Annotated in this window: 15 protein-coding genes; 5 read left to right on the forward strand and 10 right to left on the reverse strand. The window is 39.5% G+C overall.

The window, feature by feature from the left end; genetic code table 11:
• Window positions 1-12 precede the first annotated feature (12 nt).
• From FNH22_RS25405 to FNH22_RS32140, 3 genes are all read left to right on the forward strand, one after another.
• Window positions 13-831 (forward strand): 1-acyl-sn-glycerol-3-phosphate acyltransferase, encoded by an 819-nt coding sequence (locus tag FNH22_RS25405; protein ID WP_143401322.1) that lies wholly within the window; start codon window positions 13-15, stop codon window positions 829-831.
• A gap of 5 nt (window positions 832-836) precedes the next feature.
• Window positions 837-1,772, forward strand: a complete 936-nt coding sequence (locus tag FNH22_RS25410; protein WP_143401323.1) for a GNAT family N-acetyltransferase — start codon at window positions 837-839, stop codon at window positions 1,770-1,772.
• Window positions 1,773-2,189: 417 nt separating this feature from the next.
• Window positions 2,190-2,351, forward strand: coding sequence for a hypothetical protein (locus FNH22_RS32140; RefSeq protein WP_185154404.1), 162 nt, complete (start codon window positions 2,190-2,192; stop codon window positions 2,349-2,351).
• Here the strand turns inward: FNH22_RS32140 and FNH22_RS25415 are convergent.
• Window positions 2,335-2,910 carry a Fic family protein gene (locus tag FNH22_RS25415; protein ID WP_143401324.1) on the reverse strand — a complete coding sequence of 192 codons (576 nt, stop codon included), beginning with the start codon at window positions 2,908-2,910 and terminating at the stop codon, window positions 2,335-2,337. The two genes, FNH22_RS32140 and FNH22_RS25415, sit on opposite strands and share 17 nt — an antisense overlap.
• A gap of 664 nt (window positions 2,911-3,574) precedes the next feature.
• Here FNH22_RS25415 and FNH22_RS25420 point away from each other — a divergent pair.
• Entirely contained in the window at window positions 3,575-4,993 is a 1,419-nt protein-coding gene (locus FNH22_RS25420; protein ID WP_143401325.1) for a B12-binding domain-containing radical SAM protein, read from the forward strand.
• Between the two features lies 1 nt (window position 4,994).
• A complete protein-coding gene (locus FNH22_RS25425) occupies window positions 4,995-5,546 on the forward strand; it encodes a hypothetical protein (RefSeq protein ID WP_143401326.1) in 552 nt (183 codons plus the stop codon).
• 83 nt (window positions 5,547-5,629) lie between these two features.
• Here the strand turns inward: FNH22_RS25425 and FNH22_RS25430 are convergent, their stop codons facing one another.
• From FNH22_RS25430 to FNH22_RS25470, 9 genes are all read right to left on the reverse strand, one after another.
• Window positions 5,630-7,171, reverse strand: a complete 1,542-nt coding sequence (locus FNH22_RS25430; RefSeq protein ID WP_143401327.1) for a polyamine aminopropyltransferase — start codon at window positions 7,169-7,171, stop codon at window positions 5,630-5,632.
• 442 nt (window positions 7,172-7,613) lie between these two features.
• On the reverse strand, window positions 7,614-8,477 hold the full coding sequence (locus FNH22_RS25435; protein WP_143401328.1) for a DUF350 domain-containing protein: 864 nt from the start codon (window positions 8,475-8,477) through the stop codon (window positions 7,614-7,616).
• Between the two features lie 27 nt (window positions 8,478-8,504).
• Window positions 8,505-9,230, reverse strand: coding sequence for a hypothetical protein (locus FNH22_RS25440; protein WP_143401329.1), 726 nt, complete (start codon window positions 9,228-9,230; stop codon window positions 8,505-8,507).
• 87 nt (window positions 9,231-9,317) lie between these two features.
• Window positions 9,318-9,866, reverse strand: coding sequence for a DUF4178 domain-containing protein (locus FNH22_RS25445; RefSeq protein ID WP_143401330.1), 549 nt, complete (start codon window positions 9,864-9,866; stop codon window positions 9,318-9,320).
• Between the two features lie 207 nt (window positions 9,867-10,073).
• Window positions 10,074-15,020 (reverse strand): DNA repair ATPase, encoded by a 4,947-nt coding sequence (locus tag FNH22_RS25450; RefSeq protein ID WP_143401331.1) that lies wholly within the window; start codon window positions 15,018-15,020, stop codon window positions 10,074-10,076.
• 175 nt (window positions 15,021-15,195) lie between these two features.
• Entirely contained in the window at window positions 15,196-17,280 is a 2,085-nt protein-coding gene (locus tag FNH22_RS25455; protein WP_143401332.1) for a flotillin family protein, read from the reverse strand.
• 10 nt (window positions 17,281-17,290) lie between these two features.
• Window positions 17,291-17,929, reverse strand: coding sequence for an OB-fold-containig protein (locus FNH22_RS25460; RefSeq protein ID WP_143401333.1), 639 nt, complete (start codon window positions 17,927-17,929; stop codon window positions 17,291-17,293).
• Between the two features lie 42 nt (window positions 17,930-17,971).
• Window positions 17,972-18,688: a PspA/IM30 family protein gene (locus FNH22_RS25465; RefSeq protein ID WP_255518159.1), complete on the reverse strand. Its 717-nt coding sequence runs from the start codon at window positions 18,686-18,688 to the stop codon at window positions 17,972-17,974.
• Between the two features lie 20 nt (window positions 18,689-18,708).
• Complete coding sequence (locus FNH22_RS25470; RefSeq protein ID WP_143401335.1) at window positions 18,709-19,104, reverse strand: YbjN domain-containing protein; 396 nt, start codon at window positions 19,102-19,104, stop codon at window positions 18,709-18,711.
• Between the last annotated feature and the right edge of the window lie 151 nt (window positions 19,105-19,255).

Raw genomic sequence — 19,255 nt, forward strand, 5'->3', positions numbered from 1 at the left:
TCACCGATTTGAATGGATAAATTCGTTGATGTCAAAAGACTGATCGTTAGCAAGAACAAAAAGCTGTTAAAGTGGCTTCCGGGCTTTGTCGTCCGGTGGATAGAACGTGTTATTCATCAGGATGAAGTCAATGCCTTCATGGCAAAGTATAAAGATGAAGATGCCTACGGCTTCAGCCAGGGAGCAATTGAAACCTTCAACCTTCAACTCGATACTAAAGGTTTGGAAAATGTGCCAAAACCTCCTCAGAGTTGTATTTTTGTCAGCAATCATCCCTTAGGCGGATTAGATGCCATCGCCATTATTCATTCATTCAAGACTACCAGACCTGACATTAAATTCATTGTTAATGACTTACTAATGAATGTAAGGTCGTTGAAAGAAAAATTCATTGGCGTCAATAAAGTGGGTAGGAATGCGGCAGCATCTTTACAAAAAGTAGAAGAGCAATTTGCCTCAGGTACAGCTACTTTTATTTTTCCGGCAGGCCTGGTAAGCAGAAAGACAAAAGGTAAAATAGAAGACCTTGAGTGGAAAAAAACATTTATATCAAAAGCAAAAAAATACAATAAATCTGTAGTTCCTGTTCATATTGATGGCAGATTAACCAATCGTTTTTATAGATTAGCTAATGTTAGAAAGTTTTTAGGTGTTAAATTGAATATTGAAATGTTTTTTCTGGTGGACGAGTTGTTCAAACAAGCCAATACAAAAATTGACATTGTGATTGGAAACCCAATTAAGCCAGAACATTTTACCTCCGATAAATCAGACAAAGAATGGGCACAGTGGGTAAAAAAACAGGTTTATCAATTAAAAGAGGCCGAGTAGGCGATATGGAATACAACGAACGACAAAATATCATTCCTCCCGTAGAACGCAGGCTTATAGAAGATGAACTAACTGAAGATCGGTTCATTAGAAATACAAATAAAAGTGACAACAAAATCTACATTGTAAACCACCATAACTCACCCAATACTATGCGGGAAATAGGAAGACTTAGGGAAGTCTCTTTCCGCTACGCAGGAGGTGGCACCGGATTAGAAATTGATATAGATGAATGTGATACCTGCGAGCGATGTTATGAACAGTTGATTGTCTACAACCCCCGAGACCGGGAAATCATCGGTGGATATCGCTACATTACCGGTAAACGTTCGTTTAATGATGTTACAGAAGAATATGAGCTTTCTACCGCCCATTATTTCAATTTTTCAGAGCAAATGAAAAAAGATTATCTCCCCTATTCCATCGAATTAGGGAGGTCGTGGGTTCAACCTGATTATCAACCTGCCATAAACCCGAGAAAAGGTGTTTTCGCCTTGATGAATATCTGGGATGGGTTAGGAGCGCTTGTCATCAGATACCCCGAGATCAAGTACTTCTTTGGAAAAGTGACCATGTACACGAACTACAACAAGGAAGCACGTGATATTTTGTTATCCTTTATGGCGCACTATTTTCCGAACAGGCTGGACTTATGCCAACCAAAAAAGGAGCTTTTTGCTGGATTTGATGATGCTTTATTTAAAGAACATTTTGATAAAAACACATCGTACACGGAAGGTTTTAAGCTTCTTTACAAACTGCTAAAGGACCGCGGTGAGTGGATACCCCCTCTCATTAATATTTACATGAACTTATCGTCTACCATGTTAACCTTCGGCACGGCACATAATCCGGATTTCGGAGATGTGGAAGAGACAGGGGTACTGGTAAAAATTGCCGATATACATCAGGAAATAAGGGATCGTCACATCGCTTATTGATGATACAATTTTGAATTTAGTGCCCTATGCCATTCATCAGGCATAATGAGGTTCGAAGAGGAGCTGTAATCTTACATTAAAAGTTATATTGTCCCCAAACGTGTATCCGTTGATCCAGGACCACATATTTCTACCCACCAGATGAAAAACCAAACAATCCATACAGTTTCTCAAGTTTAATCAAGCGGATGTCTCTATCCGCTTTTAGGTCATAGCATCAATGTTACGAACAGAAGGGTAGAAAGCTTATATAGCTTTGCTTTTTATGTGGCTAAGTATCGTATAAACACCGTTGTTCCATATGCAAGATAGTACCATACGCATTAGATACAGTGCCAATCATAACTTTAAACACTATTTTACCGTTTTGTACTTGGGTGAATTCAAATAACTACTTTTTTATTTAACTTTGTTATTATGAAGTTAAAAGACAAATACAAAGTCCTAAGTAGTCCTAAAGCGATCAAAGAACGTATAGTCCGTTCAGTATATGCTTCTATGATGTTAGAAGGACAAGGCGTGTCCCTTGAAAAGCTTCAAAGAATCTATGACGAACTGAAAGCTAATCCAGCTTCTTAAGCTGTGACTTGATCAACTCTTCTAATAAGCTATAATCATAATTATCAGCAGTTCTTACAGCTTTTAAATAAATTGACCTCTCCTGACCCTCTCTATGATAAAGTATGATTTGATCATAACCTTTCAAAAGAGCAATTAGATTAGTCAATAATCTAGCTGTTCTACCATTTCCGTTATTAAAAGGATGAATGAATACGATTCGATGGTGAGCATAAGCCAGCAGATGTATTAAGTCTTTATCTGATTTCACCTTGCCAAACTTAAAATTCAATTCATCAACAAACTGGTACATACGCAAAGGAACTTCATTATAGCCAGGTGGAACATGGGGGCCAACCTGAAAGTCACTTCGTCTCCATGCTCCTGCCCATTCATACAAGTGTGAAAATGCAATATGGTGTAATTTCAAAATCAAATCAGCACTTATCGTTACATCTTCTTCAAGATCATATATGAACTGTTCCGCTTTTATAACACCTCTTGCTTCTTCTTCATTGAGCTTTTGCCGATCACTTATATTCAAAAGGTTATCATCAATCGGTGGTGTGTATTGCCCCATTTTGTCAGTTACAATTTTTATAAAGATATAACTAACCACCGGAACAAATAAACACACACATGATTGACCAAGGTCAACGGATAACCAATGAGTTTCACCCAATACTTTCCGTACTCTATCCTGTTCCTGGCAATGGTGTTTTTTTGGTATGATAGAAACTTCACTCAACTGATATAAGACAAAACAGGTATCTTAACAGGGAACGTCCCCGTCGTTTAGATAATGTATACTATAAATACCACGGTATAGGTAATGACTGGTTCGGTCATAATTCTCAGGAAAATCACACCGTACAAAGTATATAACTCGGTAGAACCTTCTGATAACATGGGTACAATAAAGGGTTTTGTGTTTGGCGTAGCACCCCTTCAAATGAGCCAAATCTCTACATCATGTTTCGGTCTCTACGATCAAGTTAGCGTTTCTCGAATTAATCAAGCGGATGTCTCTATCCGGTTTTAGGTCATAGCATAACTGTGTTAATGCTACCATCAGAGGATCTTAATACGCTTTTTTTGTTTCAGAACCATCTTATATATCAAGATGCAATACGCTTAAATTCATTTAAAAAAAACCAAATGTCAGGAATTTACGTAATAGTTATTATTACTTTGAATTTCAAAGTACTTTTAAATACTTATTAAATATTAAGCTCTGTCACGACATGAAAATCAAGCTCATCCTACCCGCGCTTGCCGAAGCAGAAAGTCCTTTTTGGAGACCCGTCAAATATTCTCTGTTCCCGCCTTTAGGGCTGGCTACTTTAGCAGCTTACCTGGATCCTGAAGATGAAATTGACCTACAGGATCAACACGTTGAACAGCTCAACTTAAATGATGAACCGGATTTGGTCATCATCCAGGTTTACATTACCAACGCCTACAGGTCTTATCAGATTGCCGACCATTATCGTAGCCAGGGCGCTTATGTCATTTTAGGTGGGCTTCATGTCACCTCTTTACCTCATGAAGCTGCTTTACATGCCGATTCCATCTTTTTAGGGCCTGGTGAAGAAACCTTTCCACAATTTCTTAACGATTTCAAAAACAAGCGTCCCGGGAAGGTGTATCGTTCATCCATCAGAACCTTGAACAAGATCCCTCCTATCCGGCGTGATCTCATTAAAAGAAACCACTACCTGGTCCCTAACTCTATTGTGGTGACAAGAGGATGCCCTCATCATTGTGATTTTTGCTACAAAGACGCATTTTTTGAAGGAGGAAAATCATTTTACACACAGGCAGTGGATGATGCGCTGGCGGAAATAGAACGGCTTCCCGGCAGGCACCTTTATTTTCTGGATGACCACCTGCTGGGTAACGCCAAATTTGCCAATACCCTTTTCGAAGGTATGAAAGGAATGGGGAGGGTATTCCAGGGGGCTGCAACCATTGACTCTATTCTAAGAGGAGACTTAATAGAAAAGGCAGCTGAATCAGGGTTAAGAAGTCTGTTTGTTGGGTTTGAAACATTTTCAGCCAAAAACCTCCGGCAGAGTAATAAGAAACAAAATTTAAAAAAGGACTACGAAAAAGCAGTCGCCCGCCTGCACTCCCTGGGTATAATGATCAATGGAAGTTTTGTATTTGGCCTGGATGACGACGATCGGGACGTTTTTAAAAGAACCGTTGATTGGGGCGTTGAAAATGCCATTACCACCTCCACGTATCATATACTCACTCCCTACCCCGGAACCAATTTATACAAAAATATGGACGCTCAACAACGCATCATCAGCCGCGACTGGGACTTGTACGACACACGCCATGTGGTATACAAAACGACAAAACTCACTCCGGAGGAGCTAAAAGAAGGGTACGATTGGGCCTATAAGGAGTTTTACAAATGGACCAATATTTTAAAAGCCAGTGCTCAACATGACTCCATAAGACATAAACTAAAACACCTTTTCTATTCAGGCGGATGGAAGAAGTTTGAACCGGTCTGGAATTTCATTATTAAGACCAGAAATCTGAATAATATGTTACCTGTTTTGGAAGCTATACTCACAAAGGTCAAATCAGAAAAGACCGGCAAGCTGAAAGAATTATCGGTTATTGACAGCATTTCAAAAGCCTCTTAAAATGAGTAAACCCAATGTTCTTGCCATAGTATTTGGAACCTTTCTCCTACTGGCAACTATTTTCGAAAGTTTCCTTTGGCGCACTTTATGGTTTTTGGAACCGGTACTTACTATGATCATTGGACTGGCATGTTTCTTCACATGGCTTATCGGGTTACTGAACAAGGACTGGAAATCCGTTTTTATCATCACATTTTCCAGCTTGATCGCTGGAATGATTTTGCTGTCACGAACTGAAATTCTAAAAAGCGAACCTGTATTAAAAGCAAGATTAATTGATGATTTGAGTTCTTTAAACTTGACATTAAGGGAAGATAACACCTTCGAATTTATACCGGTCACATGGATGGGCGCTTTTGAGAAGTTTGAAGGCAAATATCAACTACAGGAAAATAAAATTATCTTCTTAGATGAACCCTACGGCAAGGGTTTCATTCCTGATACCATTGACATTTACAAGGACAAAATAATTATGAATGGAGACCTTAGTAAGCCAGATACTTCCTTTGCCAATTATTTCATTATTGAATTCAACTCATTAAATACCCAATGATCATCAACATAGCGTAAACTATTTCAGCATATTTACAGAGGTTTTTATCATGCCAATTCAGGCCATATCCCTTGGATTCATATTCAATACAAATCCCAATTCCCATCCAGGTAATACTTATACAATACCGGGTTATGGATCTTATTAATTTCAACGCTGTCTGTACTCCCAAGGAAAACAGGTTTACCAAAAGAAGTAATGAGGGTCATAGCCTCCCGGTTGATCCATTCCGTAGACCTTTGATGAAAATCCAATGATCGTAAAGCGCTTTTAAGGCCTTCTTTATTGCCTCGCTTCGCTCCCAGGACCCAACCCCACTCGCCCAGTGTCACCACCTGGTTGTGTAAAGGTACGGTGCAGAATCCGGCCGAGGACATGGTTTTATCGATGCAATTAAATGCTTTGGCAGCGTAATACGGGCTACCTGCCTGGGTTATGATGAGCCCGTTTGGACGTAATCTTTTATAGCATAACTTATAAAATTCAAAGGAATACAAACGACCCAATTCCACGGTCTTAGGGTCCGGTAGATCCACTATGATCACATCGTAAAATCTATTATCATCTTCCAGGAAGTTAAACCCATCTTCATTGAAAATAGTCACTTTATCATGGTTCATGCTGTTCCTGTTCATCTGTACCAGCCATGGGTGGGTCTGACCAAGTTGAGTCATAGCAGGATCAAGGTCTACTAAAGTAATATCTTCTACCTCTTCATACTTCAATATCTCTCTGACCGCACCGCCGTCCCCTCCACCCATGACAAGTACACTCCCGGGATCACGTGACAACTGCATTACGGGATGGACCAGCGGTTCATGGTACATGACTTCATCAATAGAACTCAACTGTTGGTTTCCATTCAGAAACAACCAATAACCATCTTCGGACCGTGTGATCGTGATCTTTTGATATTTGGTCTGTTCGTCATACACTACACGGTCTTTGTAACGGGATTGCTCTCCATAGGTAATGATAGCTTTCGCAAAGAAAACCCCGGTAAACAACAAAGTCAGCGTACCTATGGTAGCCAGGTTTAACCTCATTTTTAATCTTTCATCCAAGACAGACCGCAGCATCAAAAAAAGCCCGCACGCTACAATAAAATTGATCCCTCCCAAAATGAAAGGGGTATACGTAAGTCCCAGATAGGGCAACCCTATAAAGGCAAAGAATACTCCTCCAAGCAAGCTTCCGTAGTAGTCCTTCTCCATCACAGAAGACACATTAATACGCAGATCTTCAAACTCATCGTTGAGCCTTACCACAAGTGGTATTTCCATGCCTATGAGCAGACCAATCACCACGCTGAGAGAATAGATCACAAAACCGGTATATCCGTAGAAAGCTGAGGCTGAATAAGTGATCACAGACACAAACGCAGCCAGTATCGAGAGGGTAAACTCAATAAAAATGAAGCGCTCTAAGAGATTAACTTTGATATTTTTACTTATTCTGCTCCCCAGTCCCATAGAAAACAACATAATGGAAACGATCATTGTCCATTGAAAGACCGAATCACCAAGAAAATAAGTAGCAAGTGTGGAAAGGATGTATTCAGCCACTATACCAGATAGCCCTGTCGCAAAGAGTGCGAGCTTTAATACATTTGAACGTAGTTTCACAGGCTGACGGTGGTGTAAATGGCTTTGGTTAAACAATTATTTTGGCAAAGTAACCAGACTGGTTGGATTGGATATACATTGACACCTATTATTTGATGCTTACGTTTTGATGAACGCTTGACTTTCAGGCCGCTCTCATGGAGCCAATTCTTTTTTGTTTGCCAACACATGCACCCCTACCGAACTATAAAATTTTAAACCCCAGGCTTCACAGTTGCCATTAGGTTTTGTCTAATTTCAACTGTAAAAAACATGTGAAATGTATAATTGAAAATAGGGATTAGTCATCCGACACAATGCGGCATATTAACTATTTAGATTCGGATACAGTTGATTTTCAGTATCACAACATTTCAATGGGACTTTGGAAATATTTTAACCTTGCCATCGGAATTATCAATAAGTTTTACTTATTAAATACGCATAAACGAAGTTTTTTTTATCAAAGCGCCCAGGTGATCAATACAGACCCACCGATATACGCAAAGGCCTCGACCAATGCCGCTCCGCAGTTAGGGTGCTCCTGGTTTACAATCTCATCGGTAAGGTTTTGTCCTGGCAGTAGTACTTTATCTGCGACAAAGCGTACTAATGGAAGCAATATCAATCCAATACCTACATCAATGCCCACATCTTCCAGGGTAATGATCCAGCTTTCAAAATCGTGCATCAAAGCAAAACGGATCAGATTAGCTATGGCTATCAACGCGCCTGCAAAACCGATACCGACCGCTATGTTCCCTTTTTCGATGTGTTCATGTACATCATAGGGAGTAATAAGGTTATATACCAGTGATGTTACATACATCAATGCCATGCCTAGCAGCCAATACAAAATACCTGTGACAATTGGCCCGCCGTCACCATGTCCTTCACCATGAATAGCTCCCAATACGATTAAACCCGTGGCAACACCTATGGCAGCCTCTACTACACCTGTACCTATATTACGCTGTTCCAGTATTTCCTTTTTTACGCTGAATCGATTCAGGATCAATTTATCTGTAATAATGATGGAGAAATTCAGCAGTAATATCACTAATGCCCCATAAATACCTATGTCCGTCAAATCCAGCCAAATACCATTACTCTCCCCCATCACAGCACTACCTATCGCTAATAACAGGCCAATAAAGTATCCCACATACGCTATCGCAAAAGCGAAATTATCGTTTTCGACTAATTCATGGTTTACTTTTACTTTGGGATGAAACAGTTGATAAACAAATTTGCCTACTAAAAACAGAATAAAAGATGCGACCAGGTAAACGGCCGTGGTAATGATACTATCAATAATGGATGTCATGTTGATTCGTTTTAAATGGCCTTAATGTTATTTACCGAAACCTCCACCCCTGGACCTGGAGCTGGAACTACCATATCTTGAACTTGACCGGGAAGTCCGGTTGGCCACACGCTGCTTGAATGAAGACTTGTTATTGCTCCAAACGGAGTTAGGCCGGGTGCTGCGGGTATAATTACTATTTGTGCCATAGTAAGACCTTCCTCCTGTAGTGGGGCCGTAATATGACCGTCCGGTACCATAATAACTCCCCCTGTAGTTATCGTAATAAGACCGCCTGACAGGGTATGACATCATGTTAAACATGCTACTCATAAAGGCATATTGCCCGTAAAAGGCCCAAAAACTATTTCCCCCGCTGTTGTTCCAATAGCCATATCTTTTATTGCCTACATAATTATTATAACCGGGAGGGCTCACACTCTTCACCAGTTTACCGGTAGAGTCCCGTGACGCCAACTCCATCCCCATATCGTTGGCATGGCGTTCAAAGAAATTCTTATCTACTTCGTACCAATCCGTGATGCGCTCTTCGGGTTTACCAGGTGTTTTTTCTTCGATGATACGATACTGATGATTGTACTTATGAAAAAATGAACCCTCTACATCCATGTCATAGAGAATAATAGAAAACACATGGTCGGAAGGTATATCTTTAGTAATGATATCGACCGGATTCTTTTGAAATTTCTTCCCCCCACAACTCATCATGCCTAAAGCCAAGATGAAAAGTAGTGAGTTTTTTAACGTTTTCATTTGTAAATTATTAATACAGAACCAAATATAACAAATCAAAAGGGCCTGTCAATAGCCAGCCCTATACTAAAAGGCCAATGCCCATGGTTATTGCCCGGGAATAATGTTCGATATCTGGTATGCTTTGACCACCTTACCTACCGAAGCTTCAAAATCACGTTCTCCCCATTGGGTAATAGACAAGATATGTACTTCTTCGTCATCGTAGTAATCCCACGAAACCAGTTCTTCCCAGTCGTCCGTTCCTTTCGTTTTATCGTTAAAATAACCAGCGTTATCGGTATGCAGGTGGTATTTTATCCCTTCATATTCTAATTTTTTCGGTGGCCTTTCTTTTTTTATAGTCTTATCAATAATATCATCCCCCAGTTTACGGATCTTAATATTTTTCATAGCCGTGATGAACAGCTCACCTTCATCTTCCACTCCAAGGTAAATCACTTCATCTCCCGCATCCATCATATATTCGCGTGAGATATTATTACCCCCCCAGTCATATTCATACACCTCCTTTATCTCCCAGGATTTCATGTCATATTCCAGGATAAAACCCTGGTCCAGATCTTTGACACTCAGATTTGTCACATCATATTCCGGCTCTTTTTCTTTTTTCTTTAAAAAATCAAATAGTCCCATGTTTTTTAATCTTATTTATATTTCAATGATCATATGCCAAGGCTAATGCACCATAAAAATGATCTTACTCAGCTACCAAATACTTTTTTAAACAAATACATCCCTGCTAGTATGATCAATGCCAATATACCTAGTTTAAATAAAACTCTGAAAATAAACCCACCTACAAAAGCCAGTAATATCAGGACTATCATGACCTTAAAAACATCACTCGTTCTCATCTTTCTTTGGTTTGTGTTTTAAATTTAACAATAACATCTCTTCTCTTATGCCATCCAGGTGCTTTGATATATTTCCCATTTCTTTCACCACCAAACCTGTCTGATTACCCTCTCCATAACCAGCTAATTCTTGTTTCTTCTGAAAGAGTGTAATAATATCTTCCCAACGTTCTTTTTCCGGCGGACTCATCAGGTCGATCAAAGATTTAAACTTTAATAAATTAGCCTCCGCTCCTGAAGTAAGTGTCTGTGATTCACTTTCGTAATGTGATATAATCAGATTTTGTAATTCATCCTCGTTCATAACGCTCACCACTTTTTCCGCAATTTTGTTCATATCACGGTAAGAGCCCTGAAGTTTAAAAGGGGGTTCAGTTCTATATTCATCAGACTGTGCTGCAGAATAGATATACTGTAGATTGACGGTGAGTATGACATCCCGCACCACCAATAGTTTTTTTATTAATTCCACATATTCTGAGATTTCCTCAGGTGAGTGGCTCGCTTCAAAATCTACTCCCTCCTGTTTACCACTAGCTGCTATCTTCAGAACGGAAAGTACATCTTTATGGCTCTTACCAGCCAGTTTTCCCAATACTGCATTTGAGGTAAGGCAGTTTTCAATGTAGCTTAGTTTGAAAACATCTTCAGTATCTCCGAGAATATCTCCAAGGTTATAAATATCCGCCCTGTTGACTAACATATCCGGAATGCGAAATTTCTCACCACTTTCAGTATATGGATTACCTGCCATGACCACACATACACGCTTACCCCGAAAATCATAGGTTCGGCTTTTCCCTTTATACACTCCCTCTATCTTACGTTGCGCATCACATAAAGAGATGAATTTCTGCAAAAATTCAGGATTACAATGCTGGATATCATCCAAATAGATCATAACATTATCCCCCATCTCAAAAGCAAGGTTCAATTTCTTTAACTCTTCCCGTGCTCCCGAATTTGGAGCCTGTTTGGGGTCAAGCGCCACTACATCATGTCCAAGAGCAGGGCCATTGATCTTCATAAAGATCACCCCCAGACGGTTAGCAATGTATTCCATCAATGTAGTTTTACCATAGCCCGGAGGGGAGATCAGCAAAAGCAATCCCATTAAGTCCGTCCGCTTTTCACTTCCGGCAGCTCCTATCTGCTTTGCCAGATTAGCACCAATTAAGGGTAGATAAACCTCATCAATCAATCGATTACGCACGAAAGAAGACATAATACGAGGCCGAAATTCCTCCAGGCGCAGAGATTCAGCAAAATCATGGGTCATTTCCTTCTTCAACCTGTTATAAGCTTCAAAAAGAGGAACAGTCTCCCGCCGGTATTTTTTCAACTTTTGAGTAAAATGATTGAAATGCAGCTCATATTTATTGTCTGACAGCAATGCATGATTCCCTTGTAGCCCTTCCAGAAAAATGTTTAGCGAAGCATGCACTACTTTACTTTTATGATAATCATCTGCAAGTAATATAACACTTACCTCTTCAGCATAATCTTTCCAATTTTCATTAGTATCCTGAGTTTGGATATAAGAATTCACCCAATTCTTTACATGATAAAAAGCCTGAGATAGATTATTGCCATAACCTTTTAACGAATCATCAAACTGCTTTTGAACTTTTTTCGTTTTCAAGTGAGCCTTAAAAGCGTGCAGCAAATTATCCGCCTCTTTATCTATTACAAATTTATCCCCTCGTGAAAGCTCGTAAAAAAGGTATTCAGCTGCAGTATCTGCATGCTCCGGAGTAAATAATTGCGTATTTTCTGTAAAATCCAACAGGTCATTTCGCAGAGAGACCAACAGGTTATCAAACTCCCTGGAATCAGGAAATACCTGTAAAATAATACCAGCCCCCTTCAGTTGGTGATCCAGTAGTTCTTTTCTATCCGGTGAGATATATTTTTTCCAAAACAACGCTGCCATAGCTCTTGCGGTAGCAGGATATCGCAGTAAATCCGAGGTATGAATAAGGTTGACCAAAGCACGTAGGATATGTGCGGCATCACTGTCATGGACCCCTTTAATATACCCTTCATCGAAACGAACAGACATAAATTTAACCACGTACTCATTCAGATCCTTATCAGACATTTGATAGAGATCTTCCACAGAAGTATCCGGTTGAGTATTAACATCCTCCAAAATCATGTAAGCCAGATATTCCGCACGATACACCAGGTCATTTTCTGATACGAGCACCTGATCCAGCACAGCAGAATAGGTAGCTACAATGTCATTATCAATCGCTTCGAAAAAATTTGTTCCTGCCAAATGAAAATATAACGCATCTTCTTTCCTGACAATAGTCAGGTCAAAAGGTTGTGTATTTACCGCAAACTTATGAGGTCCAAATTTTATCACATCCTGACCATCCACAAACAATTCAGACCGGTCTTTCAGTTGGCGTACAGCATCTTCCTTTAACGTTTTAAGCCTGCTGACGATATCCTCGGATTTAACAGTATCGCCCATTTCCCCTAATTCATCTACGATACCTCTTATCTTTTCAATCATCATATCAGCAGCATAATACCCATTGATCTCTGCGATGGATTCAAAACGTGATATCCTGTTTTCTATCGCCTTTAATATTCGGCCTGCTGCCTGCATCAAAGTATTGGCCCTTCTGTTTTTTTCCTCTATCAGGTTCAGCTTTCTATTCTCAAAAGCATTATACACCTCCTCACGCTTTACACTTATCTTCTCAATGAACTCATCAAACTCTGAAAATTTAGCCTCTAACTCCTCAAGTTGTACCATAGTCTTGCTTAGGTATTCATCACATTTTCCAGGGCTGTCACACAGGTCAATAAAGTTGATCACACCCTGGTCCACCAACTTGATCTGGGCATTGAACTCTGCCTTGCCCTCAACACCCATCAACTCCTTACGTGTTTTTTTCAATGCTGCTTTCAACTGGTTGAACTGAGAGTAAATGGCAGAGATATTATCAATGATCCGTGTAGTCTGAGTGGCATCTTTGATTTTCAGGTTACTCACAATCTCAATTAGCATTTCAAGTTCCTGGGATACTTTATTGATCTGTATTTCAATCTCATTGGCCTCTACAACTTTTTTCACTTCATTAATTCGCTCTTTTAGAGCAGTCACCTTATTTTCATAAGAAGCCAACGCTCTATCCTGCAGGAGAAAACCTACACAATCCTGAGAAACATTTTTATAGAATTCTGCCAATTGGTCATCATATCTATCAATCACTTCCAGGTCCGCATATCTTAACTCTTTCAATGACACCACCTGCCCCCTCACTTTGCGGAGATCAGCAAGGTTTAGTACATACACATCAATATCTTTAGCTGTGCCTTTTTTTATTCTTTTGATAAGTTCATCAGCCGTATTGGTGACTTCTTCAATATGATTACCAGTAGCTTCTTTGATCTTGATTACTTTCTCAAACTCATCCACTGCTGAAGAAGCCACTTGCCGAATCTCTTCTAATGGCACATTCAAACCAAATGTCTCTTCTCTATTCAACCAGTGGTATGAATCAAGAATATCCGTACCAATCCTAATGAGATCGACATACAACCCACTGTAAGAATCATCCTTATGGATCAGATTCAGTAGCTCATTACATTCCGCCATGGCCCTCACTACTTCCTTGTTTCCAATCTTACTTAAATATGAATCGTTGGACCCTTCCACGGCGAAGTCCGGACCGGTATAAGGAGTTTGCCATATTTGAATAACATGATGTTTCTTAGCTTCTTCGTCTGCCCTGAATAGGCACATTTCACCATTTTCAAAAATAGAGAAGCCATGACAAATGGTATGGTTTTCCACTTTCTGTTCTATCAGATTATAATGCATCAACAGATAAGTGCCCGTAGACCGATTATAAAAAACGTATAAATAATCTTCGCCATTAGGAGATGCGATACGTTTCTCAAATATCATAGAAGTTAATGCAGTATCGAATTTCTTAAATTCCCCGGCCTGCAAATAATATCCATTTCTGAAAATGATGCCATGATCGTCCGGTAACAGAATGCATGAATCTTGTAATTCGTCTATCCTTCTGGCTTGATTGACCTTAGCATTAAAAACGATATACCGGTAATCTTCCTGATATGGTCTTATTTTCAAAATAACGATGTTACCAACAATGGCATAATAAATCTCAGCGTCCTCAAGCGTTTGATCCTTATGATCTACCGGTTCCGAATATATTCCTTTACCATCATCGGTATTATCTTCTACCTTGATGGTCAGGTCACCTCCGGTGGTTTCTACAAACACTTTATCTTCAATAGAAACGTGAGAAAAAGTGCCTTGTCTGAAATTATCCCTGGTGGTTTTTTTCCATTTAAAGTCATGCTGTTCAGGAAACTTAAATTCATGGTCACTCCGGTTATCTATGTACTTGAGTTTATCACCTATTATCTTCCACTTAAAGGTTTTTACATCCGTAACATCTTTACCGATTCTAAATACCATATGGAGGTCGACACCATTTTTGAAAAACTTTACGAAATGGGTGTTTTTATAATACTTATAGAGTTTCTTGAAGTCCTCGGCAAATACTTTATCATTAATCAGTCCGAGGTCTTCCTGATGAAACTCATGATCATGATAAGTGTAAATACTAAAAACATCTGAAAGTTGAGTATCTGTTTTAAGACCTAAATGTACGTTATATCCAAAAAGAAAAATACCACCTACAGGTACCATGTCACAAGGCACACAATTGTTATCTGTAGTCACCCTTTCCGTACCTACCAGTACGGTCTCAATGGATCCAAAGACTTTTTTTCGCTCTTCATTTAGCTTTTTTAACAGCCCTTGTAAATCTGATGCACTTTTTTTTAATCTATTTTGAAGTATTTCATAGGTACCACCTTCCAGTTGGTCTGTGGTATCATTTATATTTTCAGATGGATTGACCTCACTGTTTTCTGCCATTGTGCTGCATGTAAGTTATGGTTGAATCAATACGTTTAATTCGGATCAACTCTTTGAGTTCTGAAAGGTGATTTCACCAGAAAACCACTCGGTTTGATTGAAATTATCAGGCCCAAAAAGCTGCTTGTTATATCTTAAACACCTCCTCTATGCAGGAAGAATATAGACAGAGAGCTTATTTAAAGCCCAGACTACCCGCATTATTATTGGATATCCCCAAAGTTTCGGTTAAAGATTTTAATTGACTCAGCACATTTTTAGACTCATCATCCTCGGCTTGTCCTATCATTTTAAGAAGTAACGCAGAGATACTCAGGTTTCTCAACTCTTCTGAAGAAATTCCAAATTGATCAACAAACCCTCGGATTTTGTCTTTAAAGTTTGTACCGGTATCAGTGGAAAAGAAGGTATCTTTTACTTCACTGAGTACGTCGCTATTAGAAATAAGGCGATCCGCAGACTTACCGCTGGTGATGGAACCGACTATCTTATCGAAAAACATGGTCTCCCCTCCTACTATATCAATATTTGCTGCTTTCAGCGCTTCTGAGATCACTTCCGCCTGTGCCATGGCTATGTCTTTCTGAATATTAATTTGCGCCAATTCAATCTGCTTTTCTTTTTCCAATCTCAGTTTAAACTCTTCGTGGTCTTTACTTACGCCATCCAGTATCTTCATGGCTTCCGCTTTTTTCTCTATACCCACGGCATCAGCAGTGAATTTTTCATGCATCACTTTAGCTTCAGCTAATCCAATTTTCTCTTCCGCATCTGCTTTAGCCATACCTTTTAATCGGATGCCCTTAGCCTCAGCCTCAGACTGTGCTTCAATGACAGACGCTTCAGAATCCCCTTGTTTCTCTCTGGCTGCAGCTTTTGCTTCCATCACTTGTGCTTCGGCCATACCTAATGCCGCAGCTTCAGCTGCCTGGGCCTCTGCAAGTGTTTTCTTGGCTTCTGCTTTATGGGTGGCCGATGATTCCTGTGCCTGCGCATCTATCATCATTTGTTTGGCCAGATGCTCTGAAGCCTGCTTCTTGGCTTCCGCACTTTTTATTTCTTTTACCAGAGATTCTTCCGCATCTTTTTCGGCAAGCGTTATCGCCACATTTTTAGTCCTTTCAGCGCCTGCCATGGCCTTGATATCTGCCATCCGCTCTTGCTCTTCTACCACTGTTTTCTCTATGGACACCCGCTCGCGGATAACATCCTGAATATTTTTTCGCTCTTCCTCTATCGCCTTTTCCTTTTCTATTCTCTTCAGCTCTACTATTCTCTCCTTTTCGGTGGCTTCCAGTAACTGGGCCTGTTCTACTCTTTCATTTTCAACCGCTTCTGTTCTTTCCTTGTTTTTTTGAGCTACCACCACTTCGCGAAGTTTGTTTTCTTCTGCTACCATCAACTCTTCATCGGCAGCAATTTTAGCCTTTTCAGCTTTTAACCGTTCTTCTTCTTTGATCTTACTTGTTTCCGACTCTTCACGCGCCTGAACAGATTCAATTTCTCTTTTTTGCTTGGCGGTAGATTCTGCCAGTTGCCGTTCCAATTCCAGTACAGTCTCTTTGGCTTCCACATCTTGCTTTGTTATGGTCTTTTCTTTTTCACGTTGAATGTGATTAGCCTCTATTTTCTGTTTAGAAGTAAGGTCAATGATCTTTTTGATACCTTCTGCATCGAGGATGTTATTTTCATTCATCGACTCGATCGGTGTTTGTTCCAGGTAATCTATAGCACAATCATCCAGCACATATCCATTGAGGTCTGTGCCTATGATGTTTAATATCTCTCTTTTGAATTCATCTCTACTATTGTAAAGGGATACAAATTCAAACTGCTTTCCTACCGTTTTCAATGCCTCAGAAAATTTGGCATCAAATAAAAGCTCTAAACCTTCTTGGTTTGATGCTCTTGAGCAACCAATGGATTGAGCCACTTGCTTCACGTCTTCATGTGTTTGGTTTACTCTTACGAAGAAGGTTACTTTAATATCGGCCCGCATGTTATCCTTACATACCAGTCCTTCTTTACCCGTACGTGCTATGACTACGGTTTTAAGTGTAATGTCCATAATTTCTATTTTGTGCAGGACCGGCACTACAAACATTCCGCTAAAAGATACCTTGGTACCTCCCATACCTGTACGTACAAGAGCCTCGCCCTGTACAGCTTTACGATACATCTTAATAAAGGAGGATACTACACCGATAAGGATGATTACTCCGAATATTATACCAACTATGCCAATGATATTTTCTTCCATTTATTTATTCTTATTGTTGATCAGGTTCTATTAAATAGTGATTTTCATCTTTCATATAATCAATTACCAAGGCATACTCCCCTTTCTTGATCTCTACACCATCCCTTGTAATGGCGTTGATGCGTATAGAAGTACCGTTCGCATTAATTTCAGCCTGTCCGATGCTATCACTTTTTACTGTAAGCAAAACTTTACACTGTTTACCTATTGGGTTTACGGCCTCATCTTCTTTCCTGAGTTTCATGTAAAATTTAGCAATAGGCGTGGTTAGGATTTTCGCTATAAACAGACTTATTACAAAATACAATAGTAACATTCCTGCACTAACCAGCGTGTTGTAGACACCCAGATATTGAGCACTCACTATCGAGAGTATCCACATGGGTAATGCCAGAAAGCTAAGGAATATCATCAATGGCATGTGACCAATATTAAAGAAGGATAAAACACTGGCCAATCCATCGCTGCCTACTCCTACATCACCATCTAAATCTATATCAACATCTGTATCCACATCCAGATCAATATCCAATGTTTCAATATCAATCACACCTATGATCACTATGATCCAATAGACCAGAATGAAAGCCATAAATATCGTAGGTATGATATTGAGACCGGATAATGATGTTTCAATCAGTTGTTGCATGTTATTAACGTTTGATGAGGTGTAGTAAAAAAATAAGGAGAATTACTCCTCCTTATCTTTATCCATACCAAGTTTAGCTTTTAAAGCTGCCAGATCATCAGATACTTTTACTTCTGCTGAACCACCTTCCAGCGCTTTGTCGATTTCATCGTCAACACTTTTACTTTCGTTAGCAATGTCACCGTAAGATTCAGCCAGGGCTTCTTCTTCAGCTACTTTATCTTTCATTCTCTCCAACATCGAAACAGTACTACCGGAATCGATCTGGGCCATTTGCTTATTAAGCTTTTTAGTAGCTGTGCTTACCTTTACCCTGGCTTTGAGTGTTTTAAGCTCATTTTCATACGTACTAATAGTAGATCGGATCTTTTTCACATTCACATCTAATTGAGAAACATTTTTCTCAAACCTATCCTGTTCCTCTTTAGCACGATTCATTTGCCCTGTAGCCTCTTCTTTCTTTACCAATGCTTCACTTGCCAGCCGATCCGCTTCCGCAGGGTCTAACTCACCCCCCTGGGCCCTTTTTAACAAAAGCATGGCTTTATTTTCATAATCCTTCGCCTTGTTCTTATAAGTATTCACATCGTTTTTAGACCGGATGGCCATCGCCTTCACTTCTGCCAACGCCTGCAAACTTTTGTCCAAATCCGACTTGAGATCCCTGATCCCCTGTTCGGTCAACTTAATAGGGTCCTCTAACTTATCAATCGCTGAATGAGCTTCGGATTGTCCTATTTTGAAGAGTCTTTTAAACATGTTCATATCAATTTAATTTATTATTGTTCAGAAAATTTTATTAGTTCTTGCGAGTATTCACCCAGTAGCAAAGCCAGTGAATTTAGTGTAGCTTCAAGTTCGTTTAAATCAAGATTCTCCAGTTCATGGGTATTTCGAAAAATTACTTTTGAGCCTGTTTCATCCAGTACAAAAGCTCCATGGACAATGTCACGATTCTTTTGAAGCAGCTGTTTATACACCTCGGAGCCGGGGTTTTTGAGATCAAACAGAAACTGCTCTATAATAAGAATAGGGTCTGCTACACCGATAACCAGGTTGCTAATTCCATTAGCAGCATTTTCGATGACTATCACACCGTCCTCTTCACTCTCATAAGTCATGTTGTAACCTAGTTCCAGTAAATACTCTTTTACTCTTTGGAAATAGTCGTTCATAGTGGAAATTTTAGTTAGTTATAATTCAATTAATTGGCTGAGTCAAATTTAAAGTTTAGTCGTCCATAATCTTTCTTTACCTTGTATTTATTCACTCTTAAACAAATTGTATCGAACCTTTTTATTTTTGCTTTTGAATAAATTAACTATG

This window comes from Fulvivirga sp. M361, from assembly GCF_007097395.1.
Classification (GTDB): Bacteria; Bacteroidota; Bacteroidia; order Cytophagales; family Cyclobacteriaceae; genus Fulvivirga.

Excerpts from the sequence above, each read along its gene's own strand:
- FNH22_RS25435 (WP_143401328.1), bottom strand. The coding sequence starts at position 8,477 with ATGACATCCATTATTGATAGTATCATTACCACGGCCGTTTACCTGGTC.
- FNH22_RS32140 (WP_185154404.1), top strand. The coding sequence starts at position 2,190 with ATGAAGTTAAAAGACAAATACAAAGTCCTAAGTAGTCCTAAAGCGATC.
- FNH22_RS25405 (WP_143401322.1), top strand. The coding sequence starts at position 13 with ATGGATAAATTCGTTGATGTCAAAAGACTGATCGTTAGCAAGAACAAA.
- FNH22_RS25440 (WP_143401329.1), bottom strand. The coding sequence starts at position 9,230 with ATGAAAACGTTAAAAAACTCACTACTTTTCATCTTGGCTTTAGGCATG.
- FNH22_RS25450 (WP_143401331.1), bottom strand. The coding sequence starts at position 15,020 with ATGGCAGAAAACAGTGAGGTCAATCCATCTGAAAATATAAATGATACC.
- FNH22_RS25425 (WP_143401326.1), top strand. The coding sequence starts at position 4,995 with ATGAGTAAACCCAATGTTCTTGCCATAGTATTTGGAACCTTTCTCCTA.
- FNH22_RS25420 (WP_143401325.1), top strand. The coding sequence starts at position 3,575 with ATGAAAATCAAGCTCATCCTACCCGCGCTTGCCGAAGCAGAAAGTCCT.
- FNH22_RS25415 (WP_143401324.1), bottom strand. The coding sequence starts at position 2,910 with ATGGGGCAATACACACCACCGATTGATGATAACCTTTTGAATATAAGT.
- FNH22_RS25460 (WP_143401333.1), bottom strand. The coding sequence starts at position 17,929 with ATGCAACAACTGATTGAAACATCATTATCCGGTCTCAATATCATACCT.
- FNH22_RS25470 (WP_143401335.1), bottom strand. The coding sequence starts at position 19,104 with ATGAACGACTATTTCCAAAGAGTAAAAGAGTATTTACTGGAACTAGGT.
- FNH22_RS25410 (WP_143401323.1), top strand. The coding sequence starts at position 837 with ATGGAATACAACGAACGACAAAATATCATTCCTCCCGTAGAACGCAGG.
- FNH22_RS25455 (WP_143401332.1), bottom strand. The coding sequence starts at position 17,280 with ATGGAAGAAAATATCATTGGCATAGTTGGTATAATATTCGGAGTAATC.
- FNH22_RS25445 (WP_143401330.1), bottom strand. The coding sequence starts at position 9,866 with ATGGGACTATTTGATTTTTTAAAGAAAAAAGAAAAAGAGCCGGAATAT.
- FNH22_RS25465 (WP_255518159.1), bottom strand. The coding sequence starts at position 18,688 with ATGTTTAAAAGACTCTTCAAAATAGGACAATCCGAAGCTCATTCAGCG.